We start from the raw sequence: 23,346 nt of genomic DNA, 5'->3' as shown, positions 1-23,346 counted from the left end.
TCCCGTCCGCTCGTCGCTCGCACTGAAAGGCATCATTCGTGACTGTTGACATCGACAAGCGGGGTTCCGGGGACGCTCCGCCGCCGTCGGCCGCGCCCGAGGACATGAAGGCCATCCCGGTCCGGCACTACGGGCGGTGGGTCGCCGCCGTCGTGATCGTCGCCCTGCTGGGGATGCTGGTCTACGCGTTCTCCCAGGGCAAGGTGAACTGGGGCGCCATCCCGGACAACTTCTTCGACGACGAGGTCCTCAAGGGCGTCGGCAAGACCGTATGGATCACCATCGCCTCGATGGTGCTCGGCGTGGTCCTCGGCATCATCCTCGCGGTGATGCGGCTGTCGAAGAACCCGGTGACCCAGTCCGTGGCCTGGGGCTACATCTGGTTCTTCCGCGGCACCCCGGTGTACGTACAGCTGGTGCTGTGGTTCAACCTGGGCCTGATCTTCGAGTACATCAACCTGGGGCCGATCTACCAGGACGAGTGGTCGGACTTCATGACCCCGTTCCTGGCCGCCCTGCTGGGTCTCGGCCTGAACGAGGCCGCGTACATGGCGGAGATCTGCCGCGCCGGCCTCCAGGCCGTCGACGAGGGGCAGACCGAGGCGGCGCACGCGCTGGGCATGAGCCACGCCAAGACGCTGCGCCGGGTCGTGCTGCCGCAGGCGATGCGGGTGATCGTGCCGCCGACCGGCAACGAGTTCATCAACATGCTCAAGACCAGCTCGCTGGTGTTCGCCGTGCAGTACTGGGACCTGCTGCAGGGCGCCCAGGAGATCGGCCAGAACTCCGGCGCCCCGGCCGAGATGCTCTTCCTGGCCGCCACCTGGTACCTGATCCTGACCTCGGTGCTGAGCGTCGGCCAGTACTACCTCGAGCGGTACTACGCGCGGGGCTCCAGCCGGAGCCTGCCGCCGACGGTGCTGCAACGGATCCGCGCCAACCTGATCTCGATCGGCCGCCCCAAGGGAGGCACCGCATGACCCCCATGGTGAAGGCCGAAGGCGTCCACAAGTCCTTCGGCGCCGTCCAGGTCCTCAAGGGAATCGACCTGGAGGTCGCGCCCCGTGAGGTGTTCTGCCTGATCGGGCCGTCCGGCTCCGGCAAGTCCACCTTCCTCCGCTGTATCAACCACCTGGAGAAGATCAACTCCGGGCGGCTGTACGTGGACGGCGAGCTGGTCGGCTACCGGCAGCAGGGCAACAAGCTCTACGAGCTGCGGGACCGCGAGGTCGCCGCCAAGCGCCGCGACATCGGCATGGTCTTCCAGCGCTTCAACCTCTTCCCGCACATGACCGCGGTGGAGAACGTCATGGAGGCGCCCGTCCAGGTCAAGGGCGAGGCCAAGGCGGTCGCGCGGGAGCGCGCGCTGAAGCTGCTGGACCGGGTGGGGCTGGCCGACAAGGCGGGCAACTACCCCTCCCAGCTCTCCGGCGGCCAGCAGCAGCGCGTCGCCATCGCGCGGGCCCTGGCCATGGAGCCCAAGCTGATGCTCTTCGACGAGCCCACCTCGGCGCTCGACCCGGAGCTGGTCGGCGACGTCCTCGACGTCATGCGCGACCTGGCCGAGGAGGGCATGACGATGGTCGTGGTCACCCACGAGATGGGCTTCGCCCGCGAGGTCGGCGACTCGATCGTCTTCATGGACGACGGCGTGGTCGTCGAGTCCGGCCACCCGCGTGAGGTGCTGACCAACCCGCAGCACGAGCGGACGAAGGCGTTCCTGTCGAAGGTGCTGTGAGGCTCGGGGGCGCGCTGAGGCGATGACGAGCGGGCGGTACGGAGTGCGCACACCCCGTACCGCCCGCTCGCGCGTGCTGACGCGATCCCTTCGGCGATCACGTCGGCGATGGCCTCGGCCGAGGAGCCGATTACTTCAGCGCCAGCACCGCCGCGTCGGTGAGCGAGCACCAGGCGGTGCGCACCTCGCCGAAGCCGGCGGCGCGCAGCGTGTCCAGGTGCCAGGCGGCGGGGTGGACCTTGTCCTCGCCGTGGTCCCCCTCGGCCGGGTTGCCGAAGATGCCGAAGCGCTCGGCGACCACGTCCGCGAGCACCGGGTCCTGGGCCGCGGTGCGCCACCAGTCCGCCCAGTCCTGTGCCCCGTCCCGCTTGGCCCGTTCCTGGCGGGCGTGCCGGTACGCGCGGTCGGCCGCGTTCAGCCGCGGGCTGCTCTCGTCCGGCATGTGGTCGGCGTTGACGAGGATTCCGCCGTCCCGGACCACGCCGGCGAGCTGTCCGTACAGCACGCGCAGTTCATCGGCGCTCAGCCAGTGCAGGGCGGTCGCGGTGAGCACGGCGTCGTAGTCGCGGTGCGGGAGCCGGGCGGTCCAGTCGGGGTCCCGCAGGTCGGCCGTGACGAACTCGACGCGCGGCTCGCCCGCGAAGTGGCCCCGCGCGATGGTCAGCAGCGCCGGGTCCAGGTCCACACCGGTGCTGGTCGCCTCGGGGAACCGGCTCAGCAGCCGGTCGGAGATGCTGCCCGTACCGCAGGCCAGGTCGAGCACCCGCGGCCGCGGGCCGACCACGGCCTCCACCGCGTCCAGCATGACCCGGAACCGCTCCTCGCGGTCCGGCAGGTACCACTCCTGCTGCCGGTCCCAGCTCCGCTGCCAGGCGCCCCAGTCCACGGCAAGGGTTTCCGCCATTGCACACCTCCGAGTCGTAATACCCTCGTAGCTCCATCAGGCATTACCGACCCTATTCCGCCCCCGTAAGGACCACAAGTGGAACTGGCCTATTACTCCGATCTCGCCGTGCGCCTGGTGAACAGCGAGCAACCCGCACGCGGCGCGGACACCCTCACCTCCGTGGAGGCCGTACGCGAGCTCTTCGCCGCGGGCGGGCAGGCGGCCCGCCGGGCGGCCGACGCCGACGTCACCCGGCTGCGCGCCGTCCGCACCCGGCTGCGCGCGGTCTTCGAGGCGGCGGCCGAGGGCGACGAGGTACGGGCCGTGGACCTACTGAACGCGCTGCTCCTGGAGTTCCCGGTGAGCCCGCAGATCTCCGGACACGAGCTCCGCGACGAGGACGGCCGCCCGCACTGGCACATGCACATCGCCGACTACGCGGCCAACGCGAGCGCCGGTTACGCCGCCACGGCCTCCATGGGCCTGGCCTTCCAGCTCACCGAGCTCGGCGCCGACCGCCTGGGCATCTGCGAGGCGCCGCCCTGCCGCAACGCGTATCTCGACACATCGACAAATCGCTCCAGGCGGTACTGCTCCGACCGCTGTGCCACCCGGGCGAACGTGGCGGCCTACCGCGCCCGCAAGCGCCTGGACGCCGATCAGTCGGGCCGCGACCGGCGCCGGGAGCGCCCGGACGACAGCGGCCGCACGGCCGACGCCGCCCAGGACAGCACGCCGGCCACGGAGCGCTGAGCGCCGGGCACGGACCCGGGCGGCGGCCGCAGCCGGATCCAGGCCCGGCCGACCACCAGCTCATCCGGCACCACGCCGAACTCCCGGCTGTCGTTCACCACGTACGGGTTGTCGCCCCGCACCCACCAGCCGCCGTCGCGCCGCTCCACCACCCGCTTGACGATCAGCAGGTCCTGCCGGAACGGGTGCCGCAGCACCACCACGTCACCCGGCCGCACGGCCGCGCCGTACCGGACCACGAGCCGGTCACCGGGACCGAGGGTGGGCACCATCGACGGGTTGTAGACCTCCGCCAGCCCTATCCGCAGCAGCCCCTGACGCTCACGGCCCCGCTCCGGCCCGCGATCGCGCACCTGCTCCTGCATCCGGCACCTCCGGTCCGATCCTCCACTGGCCCCAGGCCGGCACTGGACTTTTGACCTAGCCCCCGGGGTCCCCGAGAAAAGCCTTCCCGCACCGAGTAATCTCGCACCCGAGAAGACGATCACGAGGAAGGACAGCTCTATGCTCTCCCGCCTGTTCGCCCCCAAGGTAAAGGTCAGCGCCCACTGCGACCTTCCCTGCGGCGTCTACGACCCGGCCCAGGCCCGGATCGAGGCCGAGTCGGTCAAGGCCATCCAGGAGAAGTACCAGGCCAACGAGGACCAGGACTTCCGCACCCGCGCCCTCGCCATCAAGGAGCAGCGCGCGGAGCTCGCCAAGCACCACGTGTCGGTGCTGTGGAGCGACTACTTCAAGCCCCCGCACTTCCAGAAGTACCCGGAGCTGCACGAGCTCATCAACGACACCCTCAAGGCGCTGAGCGCGGCCAAGGCCTCGAACGACCCGGCCACCGGCCAGAAGGCGCTGGACTACATCGCCCAGATCGACAAGATCTTCTGGGAGACGAAGCAGGCCTGACCGGCCTCTCCGCCCGCCTCGACCGCACCCGGCGCCCCATAGGGCCCCGGGTGCGGTCTTTTTGCTGACTCTTACTGACTCTTGCTGCCCATTGCCGAGTTTGCTGACCCGACGGCCGTTCAGTAGCCGATCGTGAAGCGGCGCTGGACGAAGCGGGGCAGCTCGGCCTCGTCGACGAGGGCTACGGCGGCGTCCTCCACGGAGATCCGGCTGCGCCCGTCGGCGTCGAGGACCGGCTGGTCGCCGCCGATCCGGAAGCGGCCCGTGCGCTCGCCCGGCGCGATGTTCTCCGCCGGACTGAAATAGGTCCACAGCCGGTTGGAGGCGCGCAGCACGTCGAGGGCGTCCCGGTGGCCGCGCACCGCGACGGCGTACTCCCTCGGCAGTCCGAGCGCGTCCAGGCTCTCGTGCAGGTGCGCGTCGGAGTCGGCGTGGACGAGTCCGGGCTCGACCTCCAGGCTGCCCGCGCCGCCGATCACGATCAGCCGGGTCCTCGGGTGGCTCTCCAGCGCCTTCAGAAGGGCCCGCGCGGCGGTGGCGTAGACCGTGGGATCGGCGATCGAGCGGGCGACCGTGTCCGCCATGTCCGTGGACGCGTTGCCCGGCTGGTACCCGCTGATCAGCACGTCCAGGCCGGGCAGGACCGCGGCGACGCTGTCGGCGTCGAGAACGTCGACGCTCTTCCAGGTGACGTTCTCCCGCTCCTCGGCGATCCCGGCGGCGTTCCGGCTGAACGCGGTGACCTGGTGCCCGCGGCCGAGGGCCTCGGCGACGACGCGGCTGCCGATGGTGCCGCCGGCTCCGATGACTCCGATGTGCATGGCTCTCCCCTTGTTCCCCTGGTTTCCCACAGCCGTGTTCACGGCGTTGCGAAACTATACGGCGTGAAGTTTAGATACGGCAATCAGCAATGTGACGCTGTAGAGTGCCGCCATGGGAAGCACCAGGGGGCGCCGCGAGCGGCTGCGGGCCGAGACGGCGGCCGAGATCAAAGAGGTCGCACTCCGCCTGATGGCCTCGGGCGGGCCGGATGCGATCACGCTGCGGGCCATCGCCCGCGAGATGGGCATGACCGCCAACGCCATCTACGGCTACTTCGCCACCCGCGACGAGCTGGTCACCACGCTCGTCAACGACGTGTACACCGCGCTGGCCGACACCGTGGACGCCGCCTGGGCCGCCGCCCCCGCCGGGGACGCCGCCGCCCGGATCCAGGCGTGGGCCGGCGCGTTCCGGGACTGGGCGCTGGCCAACCCCGAGGGATTCCGCCTCGTCTACGGCGACCCGGTTCCCGGCTACCGCCCACCCGAGGGCGGGGCCGCCCCGGATGCCGCCCGCCGGGTCTGCACCGGCCTCACCGCGCTCGCGGCCGCCGCCTGGCCGCACGCCGAACACCTCTATGAGGGCAGCGACTTCCAGTGGTCCGACTTCGACGCCGGCCTGCTCGACAAGGTCCGCCCGGCCTTCCCCGACCTGCCCCCGGCCGGCGTCGCCCTGGCCCTGCGCGTCTGGAGCCACCTGCACGGCCTGGTGTCACTGGAGGTCTACGGCCACCTCGCCACCCAGACCCTCAGCCCGGACAAGCTCTTCCACGAGGAACTGACCCAGCTCATCCGGTCGTTGGGCGTCACGCCGAAGCGCTGACGCGCCCGCCGTGAGGCCGGCGGCCCGGCACGACCGGAAACGCCCCCGGCTCAGGCCACCGGCACCCGGCCCCGGGCCTGGAGGAGCGGTGGAGGGGTGTCGTTGCGAACCAGCCACTCGCGGTACGCGGGGCTGGCCCACGCGATCTCGCGGTAGGCGGCCGCGAGGTCCTCGTACACCTCGTCGAGGCCCAGCGGCGCGGCGGCGCCGGGGCGGGCGGCGAGGAGGAGACGGACCGTCAACGGGTCGCCCTCCAGGGGGCGGACGGTCATGCCGGGACGGGAGCGGGAGGTGGGCTGGCAGGGGGTGACGACCTCCCCTGCGGCCACCAGGTCGACCGCGGTCAGATAGTCGCCGTAGACCACCTGCGGCTCCAGTCCGGCGGCGGCGAGCATCCGGCGTACGCCCGCGGCCTCCCCGTCCACGGCCGGGTCGACCATCCACTGGTCGGCGGCCAGGTCGGCCAGTGCCACCACCGGTCGGCGCGCGGCCGGATGGGTCTCGGGCAGGGCGACGAACTGCGGTTCGCGCGCCACGAGTACGCGCTGCTCCACCCCCTCGGGAACGCGCAGCGGAGAGCCCTCGACCTCGTGCACGAAGACGACGTCGAGCTGGTGCGCGGCGACCATCTGCAACAGCGTGTTCGGCGAGGCGTCCGTACGGATGGTGGGGTCGGCGGCGGGGAACCGGATCCGCAGCCGGCGCAGCCAGCCCGGCACCGCGCGGCTGCCGGTGCTGCCGATCCGCAGCCGCGCGTCGGCCGCGCGGCCCGCCGCCGTTCGCGCCTCGGCGATCAGGGCGTTCATCTCGGCGACGATGGGCCGCGCCCGGGAGAGCACGGAACGGCCGAGCGGCGTGAGGGTGCTGCCGGTGGGGTCGCGGGAGAAGAGCTCACCGCCGATGGCGTTCTCGATCCGGCGGAGCTGCGTGGTCAGGGAGGGCTGGGTCATGCCCAGTTGCCGCGCGGCCTTGCGTACGCTGCCGTGGTCGGCGATGGCGCACAGCGCACGAAGATGCCTGACTTCGAGCTCCACGGCGCGAGCATAACGGCGTCTTGACACGCCACACCAGAGCTTTAAACCACCCGAACGTGCCGAACTTTCGCGTTCTTGCGGTCGGGTTATAGGACCGCGCTATCGCCGGTTGGCATCTCCGCACGGCGCCGGATCTCGCCAAGACTCTGCGGCACCAACAGTTCATCCCAAGGTCCCTGGGGCGCATCCCCACATCACCGCGCCCCGGGGATCCCACGGACGATGAGGAGCCCCCCACATGAGTTTCCCCAAGTTGGCGCTCGCTGCCACCGTCGGTCTCGGTCTGACGGCAGCGCTGTCCGCCGTACCGGCCTCCGCGGCCACCGCCGACCAGCCCGCGCGCTCCGCCGCCACGTCGGCCTACGTCTCGGACTCGGCCGACCGGGCCGACGCCAAGGCGTTCTTCGAGGCCGTCCTGAAGTCGGCCAAGGCCAAGCAGAAGAAGACCGGCGCCGCGAGCGTCACCGTCACCTACGACGCCGGCGCCGCGCCCACCTTCAAGGCGCAGATAGCCCGCAGCGCCGAGATATGGAACGCCTCCGTCGACAACGTGGAGCTGGTCGAAGGCGGCAACGCGGACTTCGAGTACCGCGAGGGCGACGACCCGCGCGGCTCCTACGCGAGCACCGACGGCCACGGCAAGGGCTACATCTTCCTCGACTACGCCCAGAACCAGGAGTACGACTCGACCCGGGTCACCGCCCACGAGACCGGGCACGTCCTCGGCCTGCCGGACCACTACGAGGGCCCGTGCAGCGAGCTGATGTCCGGCGGCGGCCCCGGCCCGTCCTGCACCAACCCGCAGCCGGACGCGAACGAGATCAGCCGCGTCGAGCAGCTGTGGGCCAACGGCCTGACCTCGGTCGACCCGGCGGCGTTCGACAAGGCCGCGTTCGGCAAGGCGGGCTTCCGCTCCGCTACGTGACGCGACCCCGGCCGGGCTGACCGGCCGGCCCGTCCGGCACACCGACCCGAGTCATCCGGAACCCACCCCCCGCCACGCGGCCCGTCGTCCCCACCGGGGACGGCGGGCCTCCGTGCGTCAGACGGCGGGCCTCCGCGCGTCATCCGTCGGTCATCCGTCCGTACGCGACGCCTCCCCGTCGAGGGCCGCCCCCAGCGTGGGCTGCGGATCCAGCACCTCGGTCAGCCCGCACGCCCGGAACGTACGCAGCACCGTCCGGTCCGCGCACACCACGCGCAGCCGCGCCGCGCGCTCGCGCGTGCGGCGGTGCGCGCGGCACAGCAGGGCCAGGCCGGAGCAGTCCAGGAAGGTGACCGGGGTCAGGTCGACGACGACCACGGGGGCGGTGCCTCCGGTGGCCGCGTCCAGCGGCGGGCCGATCTCCAGCGCACCGTCGAGGTCCACCTCGCCGTGGCACTCGACGACGGCGCACGCGCCGGTCGAGTACGTCCGGGCATACGACACGGGGGCGGCCCGTCGCGCGGCCTGTTGCATCGCGGTCTCACATGGGGAGGGGAATGGCGTGCAGGCGAGCGTAGGGACCGATTACCGCGCCCGGCTCTGCAGAAACCATTTTCGACAGCGGAAGAGCCCTCGTTCGAGTGAAGACACACCCCCGTTGATTGACCACCCGGTCGCGTGATCTCCCCGCGGCCGGTGACGTGCCGTGGCCACCTGCCGGACCGGCGCCCGCGGCGCGGGGTGGCGCCGCGACGGCGCCGCGGTCGCTCGCGGTTCCCTACCGGCGAGTCCGGAAGGGTGAAAGCTCCAGATCTTCCGGCGCAACGTTGGTGGATACCTGCCCACCCGGCGGGCCGCGGGGGCCCAAGACTGGAGTGACGCCACGGAAGGGGGACGGCCCGATGACCGGCTCGCGCATACTGTCTCTGGGCCACTACCAGCCCACGAAGGTGCTCACCAACGACGACCTCGCGGCGATCGTCGACACCAGCGACGAGTGGATCCGCAGCCGCGTGGGCATCCGTACCCGGCACATCGCCCGCCCCGACGAGACCGTGGACGAGATGGCCGCCGAGGCCGCCGCCAAGGCGCTCGCGAACAGCGGACTCAGCCCCGCCGACATCGACCTCGTCCTGGTGGCCACCTCCACGGCCCTGGACCGCAGCCCCAACATGGCCGCCCGCGTCGCCGCCCGGCTCGGCCTGGGCAGCCCCGCCACCATGGACCTCAACGTCGTCTGCGCGGGCTTCACCCACGCCCTGGCCACCGCCGACCACGCGATACGGGCCGGCTCCGCGACCCGCGCGCTGGTGATCGGCGCGGAGAAGTTCACCGAGGTCGCCGACTGGTCCGACCGCTCGACGTGCGTCCTGCTGGGCGACGGCGCGGGCGCCGCCGTGGTGGTCGCGGAGGACGCCCCCGAAGGCGCGGGCGACCGGGCGGGGATCGGGCCCGTGGTGTGGGGGTCGGTGCCGGAGATGGGCCGCGCGGTCCGGATCGAGGGCACACCCCGCGGTTCGCCCAGGAGGGGCAGGCCGTCTACCGCTGGGCCACCACCCAGCTCCCGCCGATCACCCGGCAGGTGTGCGAACGCGCGGGTGTGGCGCCGGAGGAGCTGGCCGCCGTCGTCCTGCACCAGGCGAACCTGCGGATCATCGAGCCGGTGGCGCGCAAGCTCGGCGCGGTCAACGCCGTCATCGCCCGCGACGTCGTGGAGTCCGGCAACACCTCGGCGGCCAGCATCCCGCTCGCGCTGTCCAAGCTGGTGGAGCGCGGCGAGATCGCGTCGGGCGCCCCGGTGCTGCTGTTCGGCTTCGGCGGCAATCTGTCGTACGCGGGGCAGGTCGTCCGCTGCCCGTGACGCGCGGGAGCTGTCCCCCCAAGGGAGATCCGGACAGCGGACCCGTCACGGGACCTCGTGCAGATAGACGGCATCACACTCGCGCAGATAGACGGCGTCGCAGGCGCGGCAGCACAGCGTGCCGGCGCTGCCCCAGTCCTCTGCGGGCAGGGTCTGCGCGTCGGGGGCGAGCTCGCGCCCGCAGAGCGTGGCCGTCCCCATCTCCCGCACCATGTGCCAGCTCTTGACCGGCGCGCCTGCCACCCGCCCCGAGCTGCCCTCCTCGTACTCAGCGCGCATCTCGTGCCGCATGGCGGTACACCTCCTGTCACCACCATGCGCCCGCCGGGCGGCGCGCCGCCACCGCGCGCGTCACCGGGGCCGGAAGCGGGGGTCAGAACACCGACCACCCGGTGATCGTGGTGAAGTGGTCGAGCGCCGCGACCCCCGCCACCGAGTTGCCGCGCGCGTCCAGGCCGGGGCTCCATACGCACAGCGTGCAGCGGCCCGGGATCACCGCGACGATGCCGCCGCCGACCCCGCTCTTGCCGGGCAGTCCGACCCGGTACGCGAAGTCGCCCGCCGCGTCGTACGTACCGCAGGTGAGCATCACCGCGTTGATCCGCTTCGCCTCGCGCCGCGACAGCAGCCGGGAACCGTCCGCCGCCAGCCCGTGCCGGGCCAGGAAGCCGCCCGCCAGCGCCAGATCGCGGCAGCTCATCTCGATCGAGCACTGCCAGAAGTAGTGCTCCAGCACCGTGGGGACGGGGTTGTCGAGGTTGCCGTAGCTCGCCATGAAGTGCGCCAGAGCCGCGTTGCGGTCCCCGTGTTCGGTCTCGGAGGCGGCGACGGCGGCGTCGAAGGACAGCTCCGGATTGCCGCTCTCGGCGCGCAGGAAGTCCAGCATCGTGGTGCTGGCGTCCCCGGTCATCGACTGCAGCCGGTCGGTGACGACCAGCGCGCCCGCGTTGATGAACGGATTGCGCGGGATGCCGTTCTCGTGCTCCAGCTGCACCAGCGAGTTGAACGGGTTGCCCGACGGCTCGCGCCCCACGCGCCGCCAGATGCTCTCGCCGTCCTGGGCGAGCACCAGCGCGAGGCTGAACGCCTTGGAGATGCTCTGTATGGAGAACGGGACCTCCCAGTCACCGGTCCCGACCACGGTCCCGTCGACGGCCGCGAGCGCGATCCCGAACCGACCCGGGTCCACGGCGGCGAGCGCCGGAATGTACCGGGCCACCTGCCCGCGCCCGACCTGCGGCGCCACCGCGGCCGCGACCTCGTCGAGAACTGCCTGGTAGTCCATCGTGCCGTGCTTCTCCTGGACGTCGTCGGCCGGATCAGCTCGCACGATAACCGAACACGCTCGTCACAGGATCCGAACAGGTCGTCACAGAGCGCGTTTTTCGGGTACAAGGTGGGTGACCAGGCGGTACGCGACGGGCGTCCGCCGAACCGACCGAACGGAGGCGGCCATGGCCACACCCATGTCCGCGGAACGCTTCCTCCGGGCCCTCAAGGACGAGGGCCTGCGCGTGGTGGAGGTCGGCGACTGGAGAGAGCACAACAGAAACCACATGGGTCCGTGGGGGCCGATGCACGGCGTGATGATCCACCACACCGTGACCAGCGGCACCGAACGGACCGTGAAGATCTGCTACGACGGCTGGCCGGAGCTGCCCGGCCCGCTGTGCCACGGGGTGATCGCCAAGGACGGCACGGTGCATCTCGTCGGCTACGGGCGCGCCAACCACGCGGGGCGCGGGGACGACGACGTACTGCGCGCCGTCATCGCCGAGAAGGCGCTGCCGCCCGACAACGAGGCCAACACGGACGGCAACCGGCACTTCTACGGCTTCGAGTGCGAGAACCTGGGCGACGGCGAGGACCCGTGGCCGGAGGCCCAGCTGGCGGCGATCGCGAAGGCCGCGGCCGCCGTCTGCCGCTTCCACAAGTGGACCGAGCGCTCGGTCATCGGCCATCTCGAATGGCAGCCGGGCAAGGTCGACCCGCGCGGCTTCACGATGAACGCCATGCGTGAGCGCGTGCGCGACCACCTCAAGTAGACCGGCTCACGCAGCGGTGTGACCAGGTGGTGGTGCGACCACGTGGTGGCGTGACCTGGTCGGCACGCCCCGGCCGGGGGCGCGGTAGCGCGGAGGGACCGTCGCCCCCGGCTCGCACGGCACGCAGGACAATGGGCGGGTGACCCTTCCCGCCCCCGATCGTCCCGCCCCCGATCCGATCGGCATGCTGCGGCCGCGGCTGCCGTCCCCGCTCCAGGAGATCGCGGACGGCCGCTTCGCGCGCCGCGGCGTGCGCCTGCTGCTCAAGCGGGACGATCTCATCCACCCCGAGATACCGGGCAACAAATGGCGCAAGCTCGTGCCGAACCTGCACGCCGCCGCGGCGGACGGCCCGAGCACTCTGCTCACCTTCGGCGGCGCGTACTCCAACCATCTGCGCGCCACCGCCGCGGCGGGGCGGCTGCTCGGGCTCGCCACCGTCGGTGTCGTACGGGGCGAGGAGCTGGCCGACCGTCCGCTGAACCCGTCGCTCGCGCGCTGCGCCGCCGACGGCATGCGGCTGCACTTCGTCAGCCGCGGCACGTACCGCCGCCGGTCGGACCCGGCGCTGCTGGAGGAGCTGCGCGAGCGGTTCGGCGCCTTCTTCCCGGTCCCCGAGGGCGGCAGCAACGCGGCCGCCGTGCACGGCTGCGCCGACCTGGGCCGTGAGCTGCGCGGGCGGGCGGACGTGGCGGCGGTGGCCTGCGGCACGGGCGGCACGCTGGCGGGGCTGGCCGCCGGGCTCGGCCCCGGGCAGCGCGCCATCGGGTTCCCGGTTCTCAAGGGCGGCTTCCTCGGGGCGGAGGTCGAGCGGCTCCAGGAGGCCGCGTTCGGCGGGCGTGCCGGGGACTGGCGGCTGGACGACCGGTTCCACTGCGGCGGGTACGCCCGGAGCACGCCCGCGCTCGACGCCTTCGCCCAGGACTTCGCGGACCGCCACGGCCTGCCGCTGGAACGTCTCTATGTCGCCAAGATGCTCTACGGACTCACAGTGCTGGCCGAGGAGGGCGCGTTCGCGCCCGGCAGCACGGTGGCGGCGGTGATCACCGGCGGAGTGTGAGGCCGAGGCCCCGGGCGGAGGGGCTACTGGGCCGCCTCCCGGTACACCGCCGCCTCCTCCAGATCCAGCCGGCGCTGGAGCCTGCGCAGCATCTCGTCGTCGATCCGCCGCTCGTCGCGAAGCCTCACGAACACCTCGCGCTCGGCGGCGATCAGCTCCCTCAGCAGCCTGCGGTAGGTGTCGTCGACCGACTCCCCGGTGGTCTCGTTGACCGCCCCGAGCCGCTCCCAGATGGCGTTGCGCCGCCGCTCCACTACGGTGCGCAGCCGGTCGGCAAGCGGCTGGGGCAGGGCGTTGCGGTCGTCGGCGAGCAACTGGTCCAGCCGCGCCCCGGCCGCCTCGGACGCCTCGTACTGGACCTGCGCCTCCTGGAGCGTCTCGGCCTGCCGGTCGCGGCCGGGGAGCCGCAGCAGCCGGGTCAACGGCGCCAGGGTGAGGCCCTGGACGCAGAGGGTGCCGATGACGGTGGTGAAGGCCAGGAAGAGGATCAGGTTGCGGGCGGGGAAGTCGCCGCCGCCGTGCACGGTCTCCGGTACGGAAAAGGCGATGGCCAGCGACACCACGCCCCGCATCCCGGCCCAGCCGACGATCACGGTCACGGCCCTGCCGGGGACGGGCCCGCGGTCGCCGGCGCGGGGCGTGAGCACCCCGGGGAGGAAGCCGGCGGGCAGCACCCAGACGAAGCGCATGACGATGACGGCGAGGAGGACCGCGACCGCGTACCAGGCGGCCTCTCCCGCCCCGTAGTCGCCCAGTCCACGCAGCACGACCGGCAGCTGGAGGCCGATCAGCGCGAACACCACCGACTCCAGGACGAAGGTGACCATCCGCCACACCGCCGCCTCCTGGATCCGGGTGGCGTAGTCGACCTGCCAGGAACGATGGCCGAGGTAGAGGGCGACGACCACGACGGCGAGCACCCCGGAGGCGCCGATCTCCTCGGCCGCGGTGTAGGCGACGAACGGGATGAGCAGCGACAGGGTGTTCTGCAGCAGCGGGTCGCGCAGCCGGGTGCGCAGCCAGTGCAGCGGCACCATCAGGGCCAGCCCTGTCCCGAGGCCGCCCACGGCGGCGAGCGCGAACTCGCCCACGGCGCCCGCCCAGGTGGCCCCTTCGCCGACGGCGGCGGCCAGCGCCACCTTGTACGCGGTGATCGCGGTCGCGTCGTTGACCAGCGACTCGCCCTGGAGGACGGTTGTCATGCGGCTGGGCAGCCCCACCCGGCGGGCGATGGCGGTGGCGGCGACGGCGTCCGGCGGGGCGATGATCGCACCCAGTACCAGGGCGGCGGTCAGCGGCAGATCCGGCACCACCAGGTAGGCGATCCAGCCGACCGCGAGCGTCGCGAAGAGCACGTAGCCGACCGACAGCAGCGCCACCGGCCGCAGGTTGGCGCGCAGGTCCAGATACGAGCTGCCCAGCGCCGCACTGTGCAGCAGGGGCGGGAGCAGGAGCGGCAGGACGATGTGCGGGTCCAGCGTGTAGTCGGGGACGCCGGGCACGTAGGAGGCGCCGAGGCCCGCGGCGACCAGCAGCAGCGGCCCCGGCACGGCGGCGGTCCGGCGGGCCGCGCCCGCGACCGCGGCGCTCGCCGCGACCAGTATCAGAAGGGGAGTCACGTCCATCGGCTCCGGCCCGTCTCCCGTCCGTCGTGGCGGTCATCTCCAGGCCGGTGGCGAGCGTTTGGCCGGGTCGACCGGGTTAACCTGGCCATCATGAGCGAGTGTCCGCATGTTCTCGACCTCCCGCGCCTCGAGCCGGACCCGCTGACCGACACCTGCCCGGACTGCCTGGCGATCGGCAGCCATCCGGTGCAACTGCGGCTGTGCCTGCACTGCGGACATGTGGGCTGCTGCGACTCCTCGCCGCACCGGCACGCGGCCCGGCACTTCACGGAGACCGGCCATCCGCTGGTGCGGACCCTGGAACCGGGCGAGAGCTGGCGCTGGTGCTATGCGGACCGGCGGCTCACCTGAGGTTCTCGAATTGAACCCGCCCAACCCCTAGCCACTGTACGTATACATGGGCTTACCATAAGTGACGTAACGTGACCGCGTTTCGGTGTAGCCCACACGGGGGCCGTCCTCCGACCGGGCGACACCGGGCCGCGGATCGCGGTAGCGTCGCAGCCGGACCACGTGCTCCGCACCGGTCCGCGCCCCCTCCCGGAGGCGCGGTCGGTGCTCGTATCAGCTCAGCTCTACCCAGCTCTGCCACCTTGGAGGTGAGGGTGTCCCAGATCGCAGGCGAGCCCGGGAACCAGGACTTCGTGGAAGTTCGGCTGCCCGCAGCGGGGGCCTATCTGTCGGTGCTGCGGACGGCGACCGCAGGGCTCGCAGCCCGCTTGGACTTCACCCTCGACGAGATCGAGGATCTGCGCATCGCGGTGGACGAGGCCTGCGCGATCCTGCTTCAGCAGGCCGTCCCCGGCAGTGTGCTCAGCTGCGTCTTCCGTCTGGTCGAGGACGCACTGCGGGTGACCGTTTCGGCACCCACCACCGACGGCCGCGCTCCTGAGCGCGACACCTTCGCCTGGACGGTGCTCTCCGCGCTGGCCGGCGAGGTCGACTCGACGGTCGCCGAGGACCGTACGGTCAGCATCAGCCTGCACAAGAAGCGCGGCGCCGGCCCCGGACAGCCGTGACGGAAAGGGGGGCTCCGTGAGCACTGCATCATCGCGGGGAGTGCGTACCCCGGCCATCCCGCCCCAGCCCGCCCGGCCGCATCCCGCGGACCCGGAAGCGGCTGGCGACCGACCAGAGCGGGCGGACCACATGGATCAGCACCAGCAGGACACGCGGCAGCAGCACGACCCGCACGACCGCAGCGGTGCGCGGGCGCTGTTCGTCGAGCTGCGTGGGCTGCCCGAGGGCTCCGACGAGCGGGCCGAGCTGCGGAACCACCTCGTCCGGATGCATCTGCCGCTGGTGGAGCACCTGGCGCGGCGCTTCCGCAACCGCGGCGAGCCGCTCGACGACCTGACGCAGGTCGCCACCATCGGCCTGATCAAGTCCGTGGACCGGTTCGACCCGGACCGCGGGGTGGAGTTCTCCACCTACGCGACGCCCACCGTCGTCGGGGAGATCAAGCGGCACTTCCGCGACAAGGGCTGGGCGGTCCGGGTCCCGCGCAGGCTCCAGGAGCTGCGGCTGTCCCTCACCACGGCCACCGCGGAGCTGTCCCAGCGGCACGGCCGCGCGCCCACCGTGCACGAACTGGCCCAGCACCTGAGCATCTCCGAGGAGGAGGTGCTGGAGGGCCTGGAGTCGGCCAACGCGTACAGCACGCTGTCGCTGGACGTGCCCGACACCGACGACGAGTCCCCGGCGGTCGCGGACACCCTCGGCGCGGAGGACGAGGCGCTGGAGGGCGTCGAGTACCGCGAGTCGCTCAAGCCGCTGCTGGAGGACCTGCCGCCGCGGGAGAAGAAGATCCTGCTGCTGCGGTTTTTCGGGAACATGACCCAGTCGCAGATCGCCCAGGAGGTGGGCATCTCGCAGATGCACGTCTCCCGGCTACTGGCCCGTACGCTCGCGCAGCTGAGGGAGAGGCTCCTGGTCGAGGAGTAGACGTCACGACCGGACGTCGAGGAGACGTCACGACGCTGCCGTTGCCCGGCGGGTGAACCGAGCCGTACGCGCCCACCCGCCCGCCGAGCGATCCGCACGGGGCGGACGCGCGGCAGCGCGTGCCGACAGCCCAGCGGTGTGCCCACGAGGGGACACGAGGCGATACGCCGCCGAAGGCGGCTACGCCTCGCGCGGGCCGATGCCCAGCGCCTCCGTGGCCGTCGGGTTGATCAGCAGTCCCAGCACGGCGAAGGCCACGGCCGCGATGGCCACCCCGATCGCGATCAGCGCGCCACCGTTCTGTACGAGGGTCCAGGCCACCGGCAGCGCCATCAGCTGCGTGATCATCGCCGGGCCGCGGCTCCAGCTGCGGCGCCGCCACAGCCCGCGCGCCGCGGCGGTCGGCAGCACGGCGAGCGCCAGCACCGTCACCGCGAGCATCTCCGCCTGCCGCGGGCTGTCCGGATCGCCCACCAATCCCATGATCAGCAGATAGATCCCGAATCCGAAGAGCACCGCGCCCTCGACCGCGGCGAGCACCGCCGCGGCGGTCAGCCGGGCCGGGCGGGGCCCGGACGGGTCGGAGGCGGCGGGGGCGGCCGCCGGCGCGGCGGCCGGCGCCGACCGCTTGGCGGCGGGCCGCTTGGCCGCCGGCTGGTCGGTGGCGGACCGCTTGGCGGCAGACCCCTTGGCGGCGGCCCGCTTCGCGGCGGACGACTTGGCGGAGGCGGACTTCTTACTGCTCACCCCAGCAGGGTAGCCGCGCGCCCGGCCCCCGGGGCGCCCCGGGGGATGGACGGGTACCGCCAAGTAGGTAGGCTCTGCGGCATGCGCGCGCTTCTCGTGGTCAATCCGGCAGCAACCACCACCAGTGCCCGCACCCGGGACGTACTGATCCACGCGCTCGCCAGCGATCTGAAGCTGGAGGTCGCCACCACCGAGTACCGCGGGCACGCCCGCGACCTGGGCCGGCGAGCGGCGGAGACCGGCGCGTACGAACTGGTCGTCGCGCTCGGGGGCGACGGCACCGTCAACGAGGTGGTCAACGGCCTGCTGCACAGCGGCCCCGCCCCGGAGCAGTTGCCCGGCCTCGCCGTGGTCCCCGGCGGGTCCACCAATGTCTTCGCGCGCGCCCTCGGGCTGCCCAACGACGCCGTCGAGGCGACCGGCGCGCTGCTGGACGCGCTGCGGCAGGGCAGCGAGCGGACCGTGGGCCTGGGGGTGGCCGCCGGCACCCCGGGCACCGTCGACGAGGCGGTGCCGCCTCGCTGGTTCACCTTCTGCGCGGGCTTCGGGTTCGACGCGGGGGTGATCGGCCGGGTCGAGCAGCAGCGGGAGCGCGGCAAGCGGTCGACCCACGCGCTGTACCTGCGGCAGGCCGCTCGGCAGTTCTTCAAGGAGCCGCACCGGCGACAGGGCGCGATCACGCTCGCCCGGCCGGAGGCCGAGCCGGTCGAGGACCTGGTCCTGTCGATAGTCTGCAACACCTCCCCGTGGACCTTCCTGGGGAACCGGCCGGTCTACGCCTCGCCGCAGGCGTCCTTCGACACCGCCCTTGACGTGCTGGGATTCACCAAACTGTCGACGGCGGCGATGGCCCGGTACGGCACTCAGCTGCTGACCTCCACCCCGGAGCGCGGCCCGCACGGCAAGCATGTGGTCTCCGAGCACGACCTGACGGACTTCACCTTGCAATCGCAGGCGCCACTCCCCTTCCAGATGGACGGCGACCACCTGGGACTGCGTACGAGCGTGACGTTCACAGGTGTTCGCCGTGCACTGCGTGTGATTGTGTGAGTGGCAGGGCCGAAACTCCTTCCAGTCGAACGTTTAGCCTGCTCTCCACCCCATGGAAGTACGGCTGTGACCGAGACGACACCAAGGAATCAAAAAAAACTTTCCGGAAGGGGTTGTATCCGCCGCCGAGGTTTGCGAGTCTCTTCATGGCGATCGGGACGGCCGCACGAAGCCCCCTTGAGAGCCCGAACCCCCTCCTCATTCCACGGGACCGCACCAGCCCCAAACTGGGCGACGGCCCTTCCCTTGCGGAGGGATTCGTGAAAGCGTTCACATTCACAAGCAACGTACATGCAACACGAGGAGATGGAGCAGCCATGGACTGGCGTCACAACGCCGTTTGCCGCGAGGAAGACCCCGAGCTGTTCTTCCCCATCGGCAACACCGGTCCTGCGCTGCTGCAGATCGAGGAAGCCAAGGCCGTCTGCCGCCGCTGCCCCGTCATGGAGCAGTGCCTGCAGTGGGCGCTGGAGTCCGGCCAGGACTCCGGTGTCTGGGGTGGCCTCAGCGAGGACGAGCGCCGTGCGATGAAGCGCCGCGCCGCTCGCAACCGGGCGCGCAACGCCAGCGCCTGACCGCAGCCCCTCGGCCCCCGAGCCGCAGCGCGCAGTACCCCGATGCTCCCCGGAGCTTCGCCCCTGGGGATGCCCCCATACCGTGAGCTTTGAGCCCCGGTCCGTACGCGGAAGCCGTACGGACCGGGGCTCAGTGCCGTGCCGGGACGTTTCCGGGCCGTTTCCGGGCCGTTCCCCCGTGACCGGTTCAGCGCTTGCCGGTGCGGACCGGGATGTCGAGGACGACCCGGGTGCCGCGCCCGGGCGCGGGGACCATGTCGAAGGTCCCGCCCAGCTCTCCCTCCACCAGCGTCCGTACGATCTGCAAGCCGAGATTGCCGGCGCGGTGCGGGTCGAAGTCCTCCGGCAGACCGCGGCCGTCGTCCTGCACGGTGACCATCAGCCGGCCCTCCGCGCGGCGGCCTTCGCCGCGCGGGCCACGCCCGGCGGCATCCGCCGCGACGCCTTCGCTGCGCACCGCGGACACCTCGACGCTGCCTTGCTCCCCCGGCCCGAAGCCATGCTCCAGGGCGTTCTGGAGCACCTCGGTGAGGACCATGGACAGCGGGGTGGCGACCTCGGCGTCCAGGATGCCGAAGCGGCCGGTGCGGCGGCCGGCCACCCGGCCCGGGGAGATCTCCGCGACCATGGCCAGCACGCGGTCGGCGATGTCGTCGAACTCGACGCGCTCGTCGAGGTTCTGGGACAGCGTCTCGTGGACGATCGCGATCGAACCGACTCTCCGGACCGCCTCGTTGAGCGCTTCCCTCCCCTGGTCCGAGTCCATCCGGCGAGCCTGGAGGCGCAGCAGGGCGGCGACGGTCTGGAGGTTGTTCTTCACCCGGTGGTGGATCTCCCGGATGGTCGCGTCCTTGGTGATCAGCTCACGCTCGCGGCGGCGCAGTTCGGTGACGTCCCGCAGCAGGACCAGCGAACCGATGTGGGCGCCCTTGGGCTTGAGCGGGATGGCGCGCAGCTGGATCACGCCGTCGTCGCCCTCGACCTCGAACTCGCGCGGCGCCCAGCCGCTGGCGAGCTTGACCAGCGCCTCATCCACGGGTCCGCGGGCCGGGGCGAGTTCGGCGGTGGCCTGGCCGAGGTGGTGCCCGACGAGGTCGGCGGCGAGGCCGAGCCGGTGGTAGGCGGACAGCGCGTTGGGGCTGGCGTACTGCACCACGCCGTCCGCGTCCAGCCGGATGAGTCCGTCGCCGGCACGCGGCGAGGCGTCCATGTCGACCTGCTGGCCCGGGAACGGGAAGGCCCCGACGGCGATCATCTGGGCGAGGTCGGAAGCGCTCTGGAGATAGGTGAGCTCCAGCCGGCTGGGGGTGCGGACGGTCAGGAGGTTGGTGTTGCGGGCGATGACGCCGAGCACCCGGCCCTCCCTGCGGACGGGGATGGACTCGACGCGTACGGGGACCTCCTCGCGCCACTCCGGGTCTCCCTCGCGGACGATCCGCCCCTCGTCCAGGGCGGCGTCGAGCATGGGGCGGCGGCCGCGCGGTACGAGATGTCCCACCATGTCGTCCTGGTAGGAGGTGGGGCCGGTGTTGGGCCGCATCTGGGCGACGGAGACGTAGCGGGTGCCGTCGCGGGTGGGGACCCACAGGACGAGGTCGGCGAAGGAGAGGTCGGAGAGCAGCTGCCACTCCGATACCAGCAGGTGGAGCCATTCGAGGTCGGAGTCGCCCAGCGCCGTGTGCTGGCGTACGAGGTCGTTCATGGAGGGCACACTGCGAGCCTACCGGCGCAGTGGGTTTACTCTTTCTGGAGCGGGTTTACCCTTTCTAGAGACAACGATGGACAGACGCGAGTGGTCTAGTCCACAATGTTGACGGCGCAATCTCCCGGGAGCGCCCATGACTCCCGGCTCTCCGCAAGACCTCCGCCTTCCCCGCACAGGAGGGCGGATCGAGGTACACGGCGCTCTCTGCCCTGACGGCGCCGGGGCCTCCGATCGGCCGACCCGGTCGGCCGATGCAACTCCGGGCTGCGGTGCCGGGCGGGTTGAGGGTCCCGCTCTGGCGCCGCGGCCCGCGGGTCTTTTACGGCAGGATCCCCAGCGGGTCTTTCAGGGCAGGGTCCCCCACGGGTCTTCTACGGCAAGGTCCCCCGCGGGTCTTTCACGGCAGCGTCCGTCACAGACGGTCCTCTTGCGGCCAGGCCCCCATCGCGATCTCCGCCACCGCCTCCAGCGTCGCCCGGCCCGCGCCGTCGCGGGCCTGCTGGGACATGCCCTGCAGAACGGCCTGGCTGTAGACGGCGAGGGCGTGCGTGTCGGTACCGGCGGGCAGCTCGCCGGAGGCGACGTCCGCCCGGATCCGGCGCTCGATCCTCTCCGTGCCCTCGTTCCGCCGCTCCATCAAGCCCTGGAGGACGTCGGCCGACTGGGCGGTGCAGTTGACCGCCGCCGTGATGACCATGCAGCCGCGGGGGTGGCCGGGCAGCGTGTGCCAGCCCGCGGCCTCGCGCAGCAGTCTCGCGACACCGCGGCGCGCGGTCGGCTCCTCTTCCAGAGCGCGCCCGATGAAGCCGCCGAAGTCCCGGACATAGGCCTCGACGGCCTCCTCGAAGAGCGTCTTCTTGTCGCCGAACGCCGCGTACAGGCTGGGCGCCTTGATGTGCATGACGCGGGTGAGGTCGGCGATGGACACCGCCTCGTAGCCGCGCTCCCAGAACTCCAGCGTCGCGGCCTTGAGCGCCGCGTCGCGGTCGAAGGAGCGGGGCCTGCCCCTCCCCTTGCGGCCTGAGGGCGTGGAGAGATCCCCGCCTCCCCGCTCGCCCGTTCGCTCGTTCGTGGCATCCATGGGAAGGATTCTATAGCGGACGCTAGGAAATGTGTTACGTTCTTTCCGTATCGACTCCTACAGAAAAAGGGGAGGGCGCGGCCATGGGCGTGCTCACGGGCAAGACCGCACTGGTCACGGGCGGCAGCAGGGGTATCGGGCGGGCGATCGCAGAGCGCTTGGGCCGGGACGGCGCGCGGGTGGCCGTGCACTACGGACGGGACGAGACGGCGGCGAAGGAGACGGTCGAGGCGATCGGGGCTGCGGGCGGCGAGGCGTTCGCGATCCGCGCCGAGCTGGGGGCGCCCGGGGACGCGGAGGCACTGTGGGCGGCCTTCGACGAGCGGGCCGACGGGCTGGACATCCTGGTGAACAACGCCGGGATCACGGGCGAGCGGGAGCCGGTCGGCACCCTCACCCCGGAGGACTTCGACAAGGTCTTCGCGGTCAACACCAAGGCGCCGTTCTTCGTCACCCAGCACGGGCTGCGGCGGCTGCGGGACGGCGGGCGGATCATCAGCGTCTCGACCGTGCTGACCCGGGGCGGCGCGAAGCCCGAGCTGATCGCCTATTCGATGACCAAGGGCGCCATCGACGCCTTCACCACGCACCTCGCGAAGGAACTGGGCCCCCGCGGCATCACGGTCAACGCGGTGGCGCCGGGCGCGGTGGACACCGACATGAACGCGGGCTGGCTGCGCGGGAACCCGGACTCCCTGGCCGCGACGGCGGCGGCTTCCCCACTGGGCCGAGTCGGGCAGCCCGAGGACATAGCCGACGTCGCGGCCTTCCTGGCCTCTCCGGACAGCCGCTGGGTCACCGGCCAGTGGATCGACGCCACCGGAGGCGTCCTGCTGTAGCCGCCCGTCGGCCGGTGGAAAGCTGCTAGATTGGTCTAAACCACATGCTCCTCTTCCAGAACGGCAGGCCAACGTGGAAGTTGTCATCGTCCCGGACGCCAAGGCTGGCGGAGAGCTCATCGCGGAGGCCATGGCCGCCCTGGTTCGCCGCAAGCCCGACGCCCTGCTCGGTGTCGCCACCGGCTCGACTCCCCTGCCCGTCTACGAGGCCCTGGCGGCCAAGGTCCGAGGCGGCGGCGTGGACGTCTCCCGGGCCCGGATATGCCAGCTCGACGAGTACGTCGGCCTGCCCGCAGGACACCCCGAGTCCTACCGGTCGACCGTGCTGCGCGAGGTCGTGGAACCGCTGGGCCTGACCGAGGATGCCTTCCTCGGCCCGGACGGCACCGCGGCGGACGTCCAGGGGGCCTGCGAGGCGTACGACCGGGCGCTGGCCGAGGCGGGCGGCGTGGACCTTCAGCTGCTGGGCATCGGCACCGACGGCCACATAGGTTTCAACGAGCCCTGCTCGTCGCTCGCCTCCCGCACCCGGATCAAGACGCTGACCCAGCAGACCCGCGTCGACAACGCCCGCTTCTTCGACGACGACATCGACCAGGTGCCGCACCACGTCATCACCCAGGGCATCGGCACGATCCTCGACGCCCGCCACCTGGTGCTGCTCGCCACGGGCGAGGGCAAGGCGGAGGCCGTGGCCCAGTCCGTCGAGGGTCCGGTCGCCGCGGTCTGCCCGGCCTCGGCGCTCCAGCTGCACCCGCACGCCACGGTCGTCGTGGACGAGGCGGCCGCCTCCAAGCTGAAGCTCGCCGGGTACTTCCGCGCCACGTACGCGGCGAAGCCGGCCTGGCAGGGGCTGTAGAACCAGCCCCCGCCCTGGGCGGGGCCCCGCGGTGCCGATGCGCGGTCACCCAGCGCACAGCCCAGCGGGTGCCGC

26 protein-coding genes and 1 pseudogene are annotated in these 23,346 nt (G+C 71.9%); 16 read left to right on the top strand and 11 right to left on the bottom strand.

Annotated features, from left to right (window positions below; all coding sequences use genetic code 11):
* The first annotated feature begins 38 nt into the window (after nucleotides 1-38).
* Both Q3Y56_RS23860 and Q3Y56_RS23855 read left to right on the top strand, forming a co-directional pair.
* Nucleotides 39-980: an amino acid ABC transporter permease gene (locus tag Q3Y56_RS23860; RefSeq protein ID WP_304463880.1), complete on the top strand. Its 942-nt coding sequence runs from the start codon at nucleotides 39-41 to the stop codon at nucleotides 978-980.
* Nucleotides 981-985: 5 nt separating this feature from the next.
* Nucleotides 986-1,738, top strand: coding sequence for an amino acid ABC transporter ATP-binding protein (locus Q3Y56_RS23855; RefSeq protein ID WP_304465765.1), 753 nt, complete (start codon nucleotides 986-988; stop codon nucleotides 1,736-1,738).
* A 130-nt stretch (nucleotides 1,739-1,868) separates the two neighbouring features.
* On the opposite strand, the gene Q3Y56_RS23850 is transcribed toward Q3Y56_RS23855, so the two are convergent.
* Entirely contained in the window at nucleotides 1,869-2,642 is a 774-nt protein-coding gene (locus tag Q3Y56_RS23850) for a trans-aconitate 2-methyltransferase (RefSeq protein WP_304463879.1), read from the bottom strand.
* Between the two features lie 78 nt (nucleotides 2,643-2,720).
* Here Q3Y56_RS23850 and Q3Y56_RS23845 point away from each other — a divergent pair, with 78 nt between their 5' ends.
* On the top strand, nucleotides 2,721-3,377 hold the full coding sequence (locus Q3Y56_RS23845; RefSeq protein ID WP_304463878.1) for a CGNR zinc finger domain-containing protein: 657 nt from the start codon (nucleotides 2,721-2,723) through the stop codon (nucleotides 3,375-3,377).
* Here the strand turns inward: Q3Y56_RS23845 and sodX are convergent.
* Nucleotides 3,284-3,742: a nickel-type superoxide dismutase maturation protease gene (gene sodX, locus Q3Y56_RS23840; RefSeq protein ID WP_304463877.1), complete on the bottom strand. Its 459-nt coding sequence runs from the start codon at nucleotides 3,740-3,742 to the stop codon at nucleotides 3,284-3,286. The two genes, Q3Y56_RS23845 and sodX, sit on opposite strands and share 94 nt — an antisense overlap.
* A 139-nt stretch (nucleotides 3,743-3,881) precedes the next feature.
* On the opposite strand from sodX, the gene sodN reads away from it, so the two are divergent.
* Nucleotides 3,882-4,277, top strand: coding sequence for a superoxide dismutase, Ni (gene sodN / locus Q3Y56_RS23835; RefSeq protein WP_304463876.1), 396 nt, complete (start codon nucleotides 3,882-3,884; stop codon nucleotides 4,275-4,277).
* A 119-nt stretch (nucleotides 4,278-4,396) separates the two neighbouring features.
* On the opposite strand, the gene Q3Y56_RS23830 is transcribed toward sodN, so the two are convergent.
* The gene (locus tag Q3Y56_RS23830) at nucleotides 4,397-5,098 is read right to left on the bottom strand and encodes an NAD(P)-dependent oxidoreductase (protein WP_304463875.1); all 702 of its coding nucleotides are present in this window, start codon (nucleotides 5,096-5,098) and stop codon (nucleotides 4,397-4,399) included.
* Nucleotides 5,099-5,210: 112 nt separating this feature from the next.
* Between Q3Y56_RS23830 and Q3Y56_RS23825 the strand changes: the two genes are divergently transcribed.
* A complete protein-coding gene (locus tag Q3Y56_RS23825) occupies nucleotides 5,211-5,921 on the top strand; it encodes a TetR/AcrR family transcriptional regulator (protein ID WP_304463874.1) in 711 nt (236 codons plus the stop codon).
* A gap of 50 nt (nucleotides 5,922-5,971) precedes the next feature.
* On the opposite strand, the gene Q3Y56_RS23820 is transcribed toward Q3Y56_RS23825, so the two are convergent.
* On the bottom strand, nucleotides 5,972-6,955 hold the full coding sequence (locus tag Q3Y56_RS23820; protein ID WP_304463873.1) for a LysR family transcriptional regulator: 984 nt from the start codon (nucleotides 6,953-6,955) through the stop codon (nucleotides 5,972-5,974).
* 238 nt (nucleotides 6,956-7,193) lie between these two features.
* Between Q3Y56_RS23820 and snpA the strand changes: the two genes are divergently transcribed.
* The gene (snpA, locus tag Q3Y56_RS23815; protein ID WP_304463872.1) at nucleotides 7,194-7,880 is read left to right on the top strand and encodes a snapalysin; all 687 of its coding nucleotides are present in this window, start codon (nucleotides 7,194-7,196) and stop codon (nucleotides 7,878-7,880) included.
* Nucleotides 7,881-8,030: 150 nt separating this feature from the next.
* Here the strand turns inward: snpA and Q3Y56_RS23810 are convergent, their stop codons facing one another.
* Nucleotides 8,031-8,414, bottom strand: coding sequence for an STAS domain-containing protein (locus Q3Y56_RS23810; RefSeq protein ID WP_304463871.1), 384 nt, complete (start codon nucleotides 8,412-8,414; stop codon nucleotides 8,031-8,033).
* Between the two features lie 368 nt (nucleotides 8,415-8,782).
* Here Q3Y56_RS23810 and Q3Y56_RS23805 point away from each other — a divergent pair.
* Nucleotides 8,783-9,741 (top strand): annotated as a pseudogene (locus Q3Y56_RS23805) (beta-ketoacyl-ACP synthase III).
* Between the two features lie 45 nt (nucleotides 9,742-9,786).
* Here Q3Y56_RS23805 and Q3Y56_RS23800 read toward each other — a convergent pair.
* Both Q3Y56_RS23800 and Q3Y56_RS23795 read right to left on the bottom strand, forming a co-directional pair.
* On the bottom strand, nucleotides 9,787-10,032 hold the full coding sequence (locus Q3Y56_RS23800) for a hypothetical protein (RefSeq protein ID WP_304463870.1): 246 nt from the start codon (nucleotides 10,030-10,032) through the stop codon (nucleotides 9,787-9,789).
* Between the two features lie 82 nt (nucleotides 10,033-10,114).
* On the bottom strand, nucleotides 10,115-11,026 hold the full coding sequence (locus Q3Y56_RS23795) for a glutaminase (RefSeq protein WP_304465764.1): 912 nt from the start codon (nucleotides 11,024-11,026) through the stop codon (nucleotides 10,115-10,117).
* Nucleotides 11,027-11,195: 169 nt separating this feature from the next.
* On the opposite strand from Q3Y56_RS23795, the gene Q3Y56_RS23790 reads away from it, so the two are divergent.
* The gene (locus Q3Y56_RS23790) at nucleotides 11,196-11,786 is read left to right on the top strand and encodes an N-acetylmuramoyl-L-alanine amidase (protein ID WP_304463869.1); all 591 of its coding nucleotides are present in this window, start codon (nucleotides 11,196-11,198) and stop codon (nucleotides 11,784-11,786) included.
* A 184-nt stretch (nucleotides 11,787-11,970) separates the two neighbouring features.
* Nucleotides 11,971-12,846, top strand: coding sequence for a 1-aminocyclopropane-1-carboxylate deaminase/D-cysteine desulfhydrase (locus tag Q3Y56_RS23785; protein WP_304465763.1), 876 nt, complete (start codon nucleotides 11,971-11,973; stop codon nucleotides 12,844-12,846).
* A 23-nt stretch (nucleotides 12,847-12,869) separates the two neighbouring features.
* Here Q3Y56_RS23785 and Q3Y56_RS23780 read toward each other — a convergent pair whose 3' ends face one another.
* Entirely contained in the window at nucleotides 12,870-14,471 is a 1,602-nt protein-coding gene (locus Q3Y56_RS23780; RefSeq protein WP_304463868.1) for a Na+/H+ antiporter, read from the bottom strand.
* 90 nt (nucleotides 14,472-14,561) lie between these two features.
* On the opposite strand from Q3Y56_RS23780, the gene Q3Y56_RS23775 reads away from it, so the two are divergent.
* The 3 genes from Q3Y56_RS23775 to Q3Y56_RS23765 all read left to right on the top strand — a co-directional run bounded on the left by Q3Y56_RS23775 (nucleotide 14,562) and on the right by Q3Y56_RS23765 (nucleotide 16,415).
* Nucleotides 14,562-14,822: a UBP-type zinc finger domain-containing protein gene (locus tag Q3Y56_RS23775; protein ID WP_304463867.1), complete on the top strand. Its 261-nt coding sequence runs from the start codon at nucleotides 14,562-14,564 to the stop codon at nucleotides 14,820-14,822.
* 254 nt (nucleotides 14,823-15,076) lie between these two features.
* Nucleotides 15,077-15,490, top strand: a complete 414-nt coding sequence (locus Q3Y56_RS23770; RefSeq protein WP_135338432.1) for an anti-sigma regulatory factor — start codon at nucleotides 15,077-15,079, stop codon at nucleotides 15,488-15,490.
* 55 nt (nucleotides 15,491-15,545) lie between these two features.
* Nucleotides 15,546-16,415, top strand: coding sequence for an RNA polymerase sigma factor SigF (locus Q3Y56_RS23765; RefSeq protein WP_304465762.1), 870 nt, complete (start codon nucleotides 15,546-15,548; stop codon nucleotides 16,413-16,415).
* A 180-nt stretch (nucleotides 16,416-16,595) separates the two neighbouring features.
* Here Q3Y56_RS23765 and Q3Y56_RS23760 read toward each other — a convergent pair whose 3' ends face one another.
* Nucleotides 16,596-17,162, bottom strand: coding sequence for a hypothetical protein (locus tag Q3Y56_RS23760; protein WP_304463866.1), 567 nt, complete (start codon nucleotides 17,160-17,162; stop codon nucleotides 16,596-16,598).
* Nucleotides 17,163-17,243: 81 nt separating this feature from the next.
* On the opposite strand from Q3Y56_RS23760, the gene Q3Y56_RS23755 reads away from it, so the two are divergent.
* Both Q3Y56_RS23755 and Q3Y56_RS23750 read left to right on the top strand, forming a co-directional pair.
* The gene (locus Q3Y56_RS23755) at nucleotides 17,244-18,212 is read left to right on the top strand and encodes a diacylglycerol kinase family protein (protein WP_304463865.1); all 969 of its coding nucleotides are present in this window, start codon (nucleotides 17,244-17,246) and stop codon (nucleotides 18,210-18,212) included.
* Between the two features lie 317 nt (nucleotides 18,213-18,529).
* Nucleotides 18,530-18,787 (top strand): WhiB family transcriptional regulator, encoded by a 258-nt coding sequence (locus Q3Y56_RS23750; protein ID WP_003953983.1) that lies wholly within the window; start codon nucleotides 18,530-18,532, stop codon nucleotides 18,785-18,787.
* Nucleotides 18,788-18,974: 187 nt separating this feature from the next.
* Here the strand turns inward: Q3Y56_RS23750 and Q3Y56_RS23745 are convergent, their stop codons facing one another.
* Nucleotides 18,975-20,489 carry a PAS domain-containing sensor histidine kinase gene (locus Q3Y56_RS23745; protein WP_304463864.1) on the bottom strand — a complete coding sequence of 505 codons (1,515 nt, stop codon included), beginning with the start codon at nucleotides 20,487-20,489 and terminating at the stop codon, nucleotides 18,975-18,977.
* Nucleotides 20,490-20,904: 415 nt separating this feature from the next.
* Nucleotides 20,905-21,573: a TetR/AcrR family transcriptional regulator gene (locus Q3Y56_RS23740; protein WP_304463863.1), complete on the bottom strand. Its 669-nt coding sequence runs from the start codon at nucleotides 21,571-21,573 to the stop codon at nucleotides 20,905-20,907.
* Between the two features lie 83 nt (nucleotides 21,574-21,656).
* Here Q3Y56_RS23740 and Q3Y56_RS23735 point away from each other — a divergent pair, with 83 nt between their 5' ends.
* Both Q3Y56_RS23735 and nagB read left to right on the top strand, forming a co-directional pair.
* Nucleotides 21,657-22,412, top strand: coding sequence for a glucose 1-dehydrogenase (locus tag Q3Y56_RS23735; RefSeq protein ID WP_304463862.1), 756 nt, complete (start codon nucleotides 21,657-21,659; stop codon nucleotides 22,410-22,412).
* A 73-nt stretch (nucleotides 22,413-22,485) separates the two neighbouring features.
* Nucleotides 22,486-23,271: a glucosamine-6-phosphate deaminase gene (gene nagB, locus Q3Y56_RS23730; protein WP_304463861.1), complete on the top strand. Its 786-nt coding sequence runs from the start codon at nucleotides 22,486-22,488 to the stop codon at nucleotides 23,269-23,271.
* The last annotated feature ends 75 nt before the right edge of the window (nucleotides 23,272-23,346 follow it).

The sequence above is a fragment of the Streptomyces sp. XD-27 genome, from assembly GCF_030553055.1.
In the GTDB taxonomy this organism is placed as follows: Bacteria; Actinomycetota; Actinomycetes; order Streptomycetales; family Streptomycetaceae; genus Streptomyces.
The sequence above is the reverse complement of the archived record's forward strand: the minus strand, read 5'-3'. Positions and strand labels throughout refer to the sequence as shown.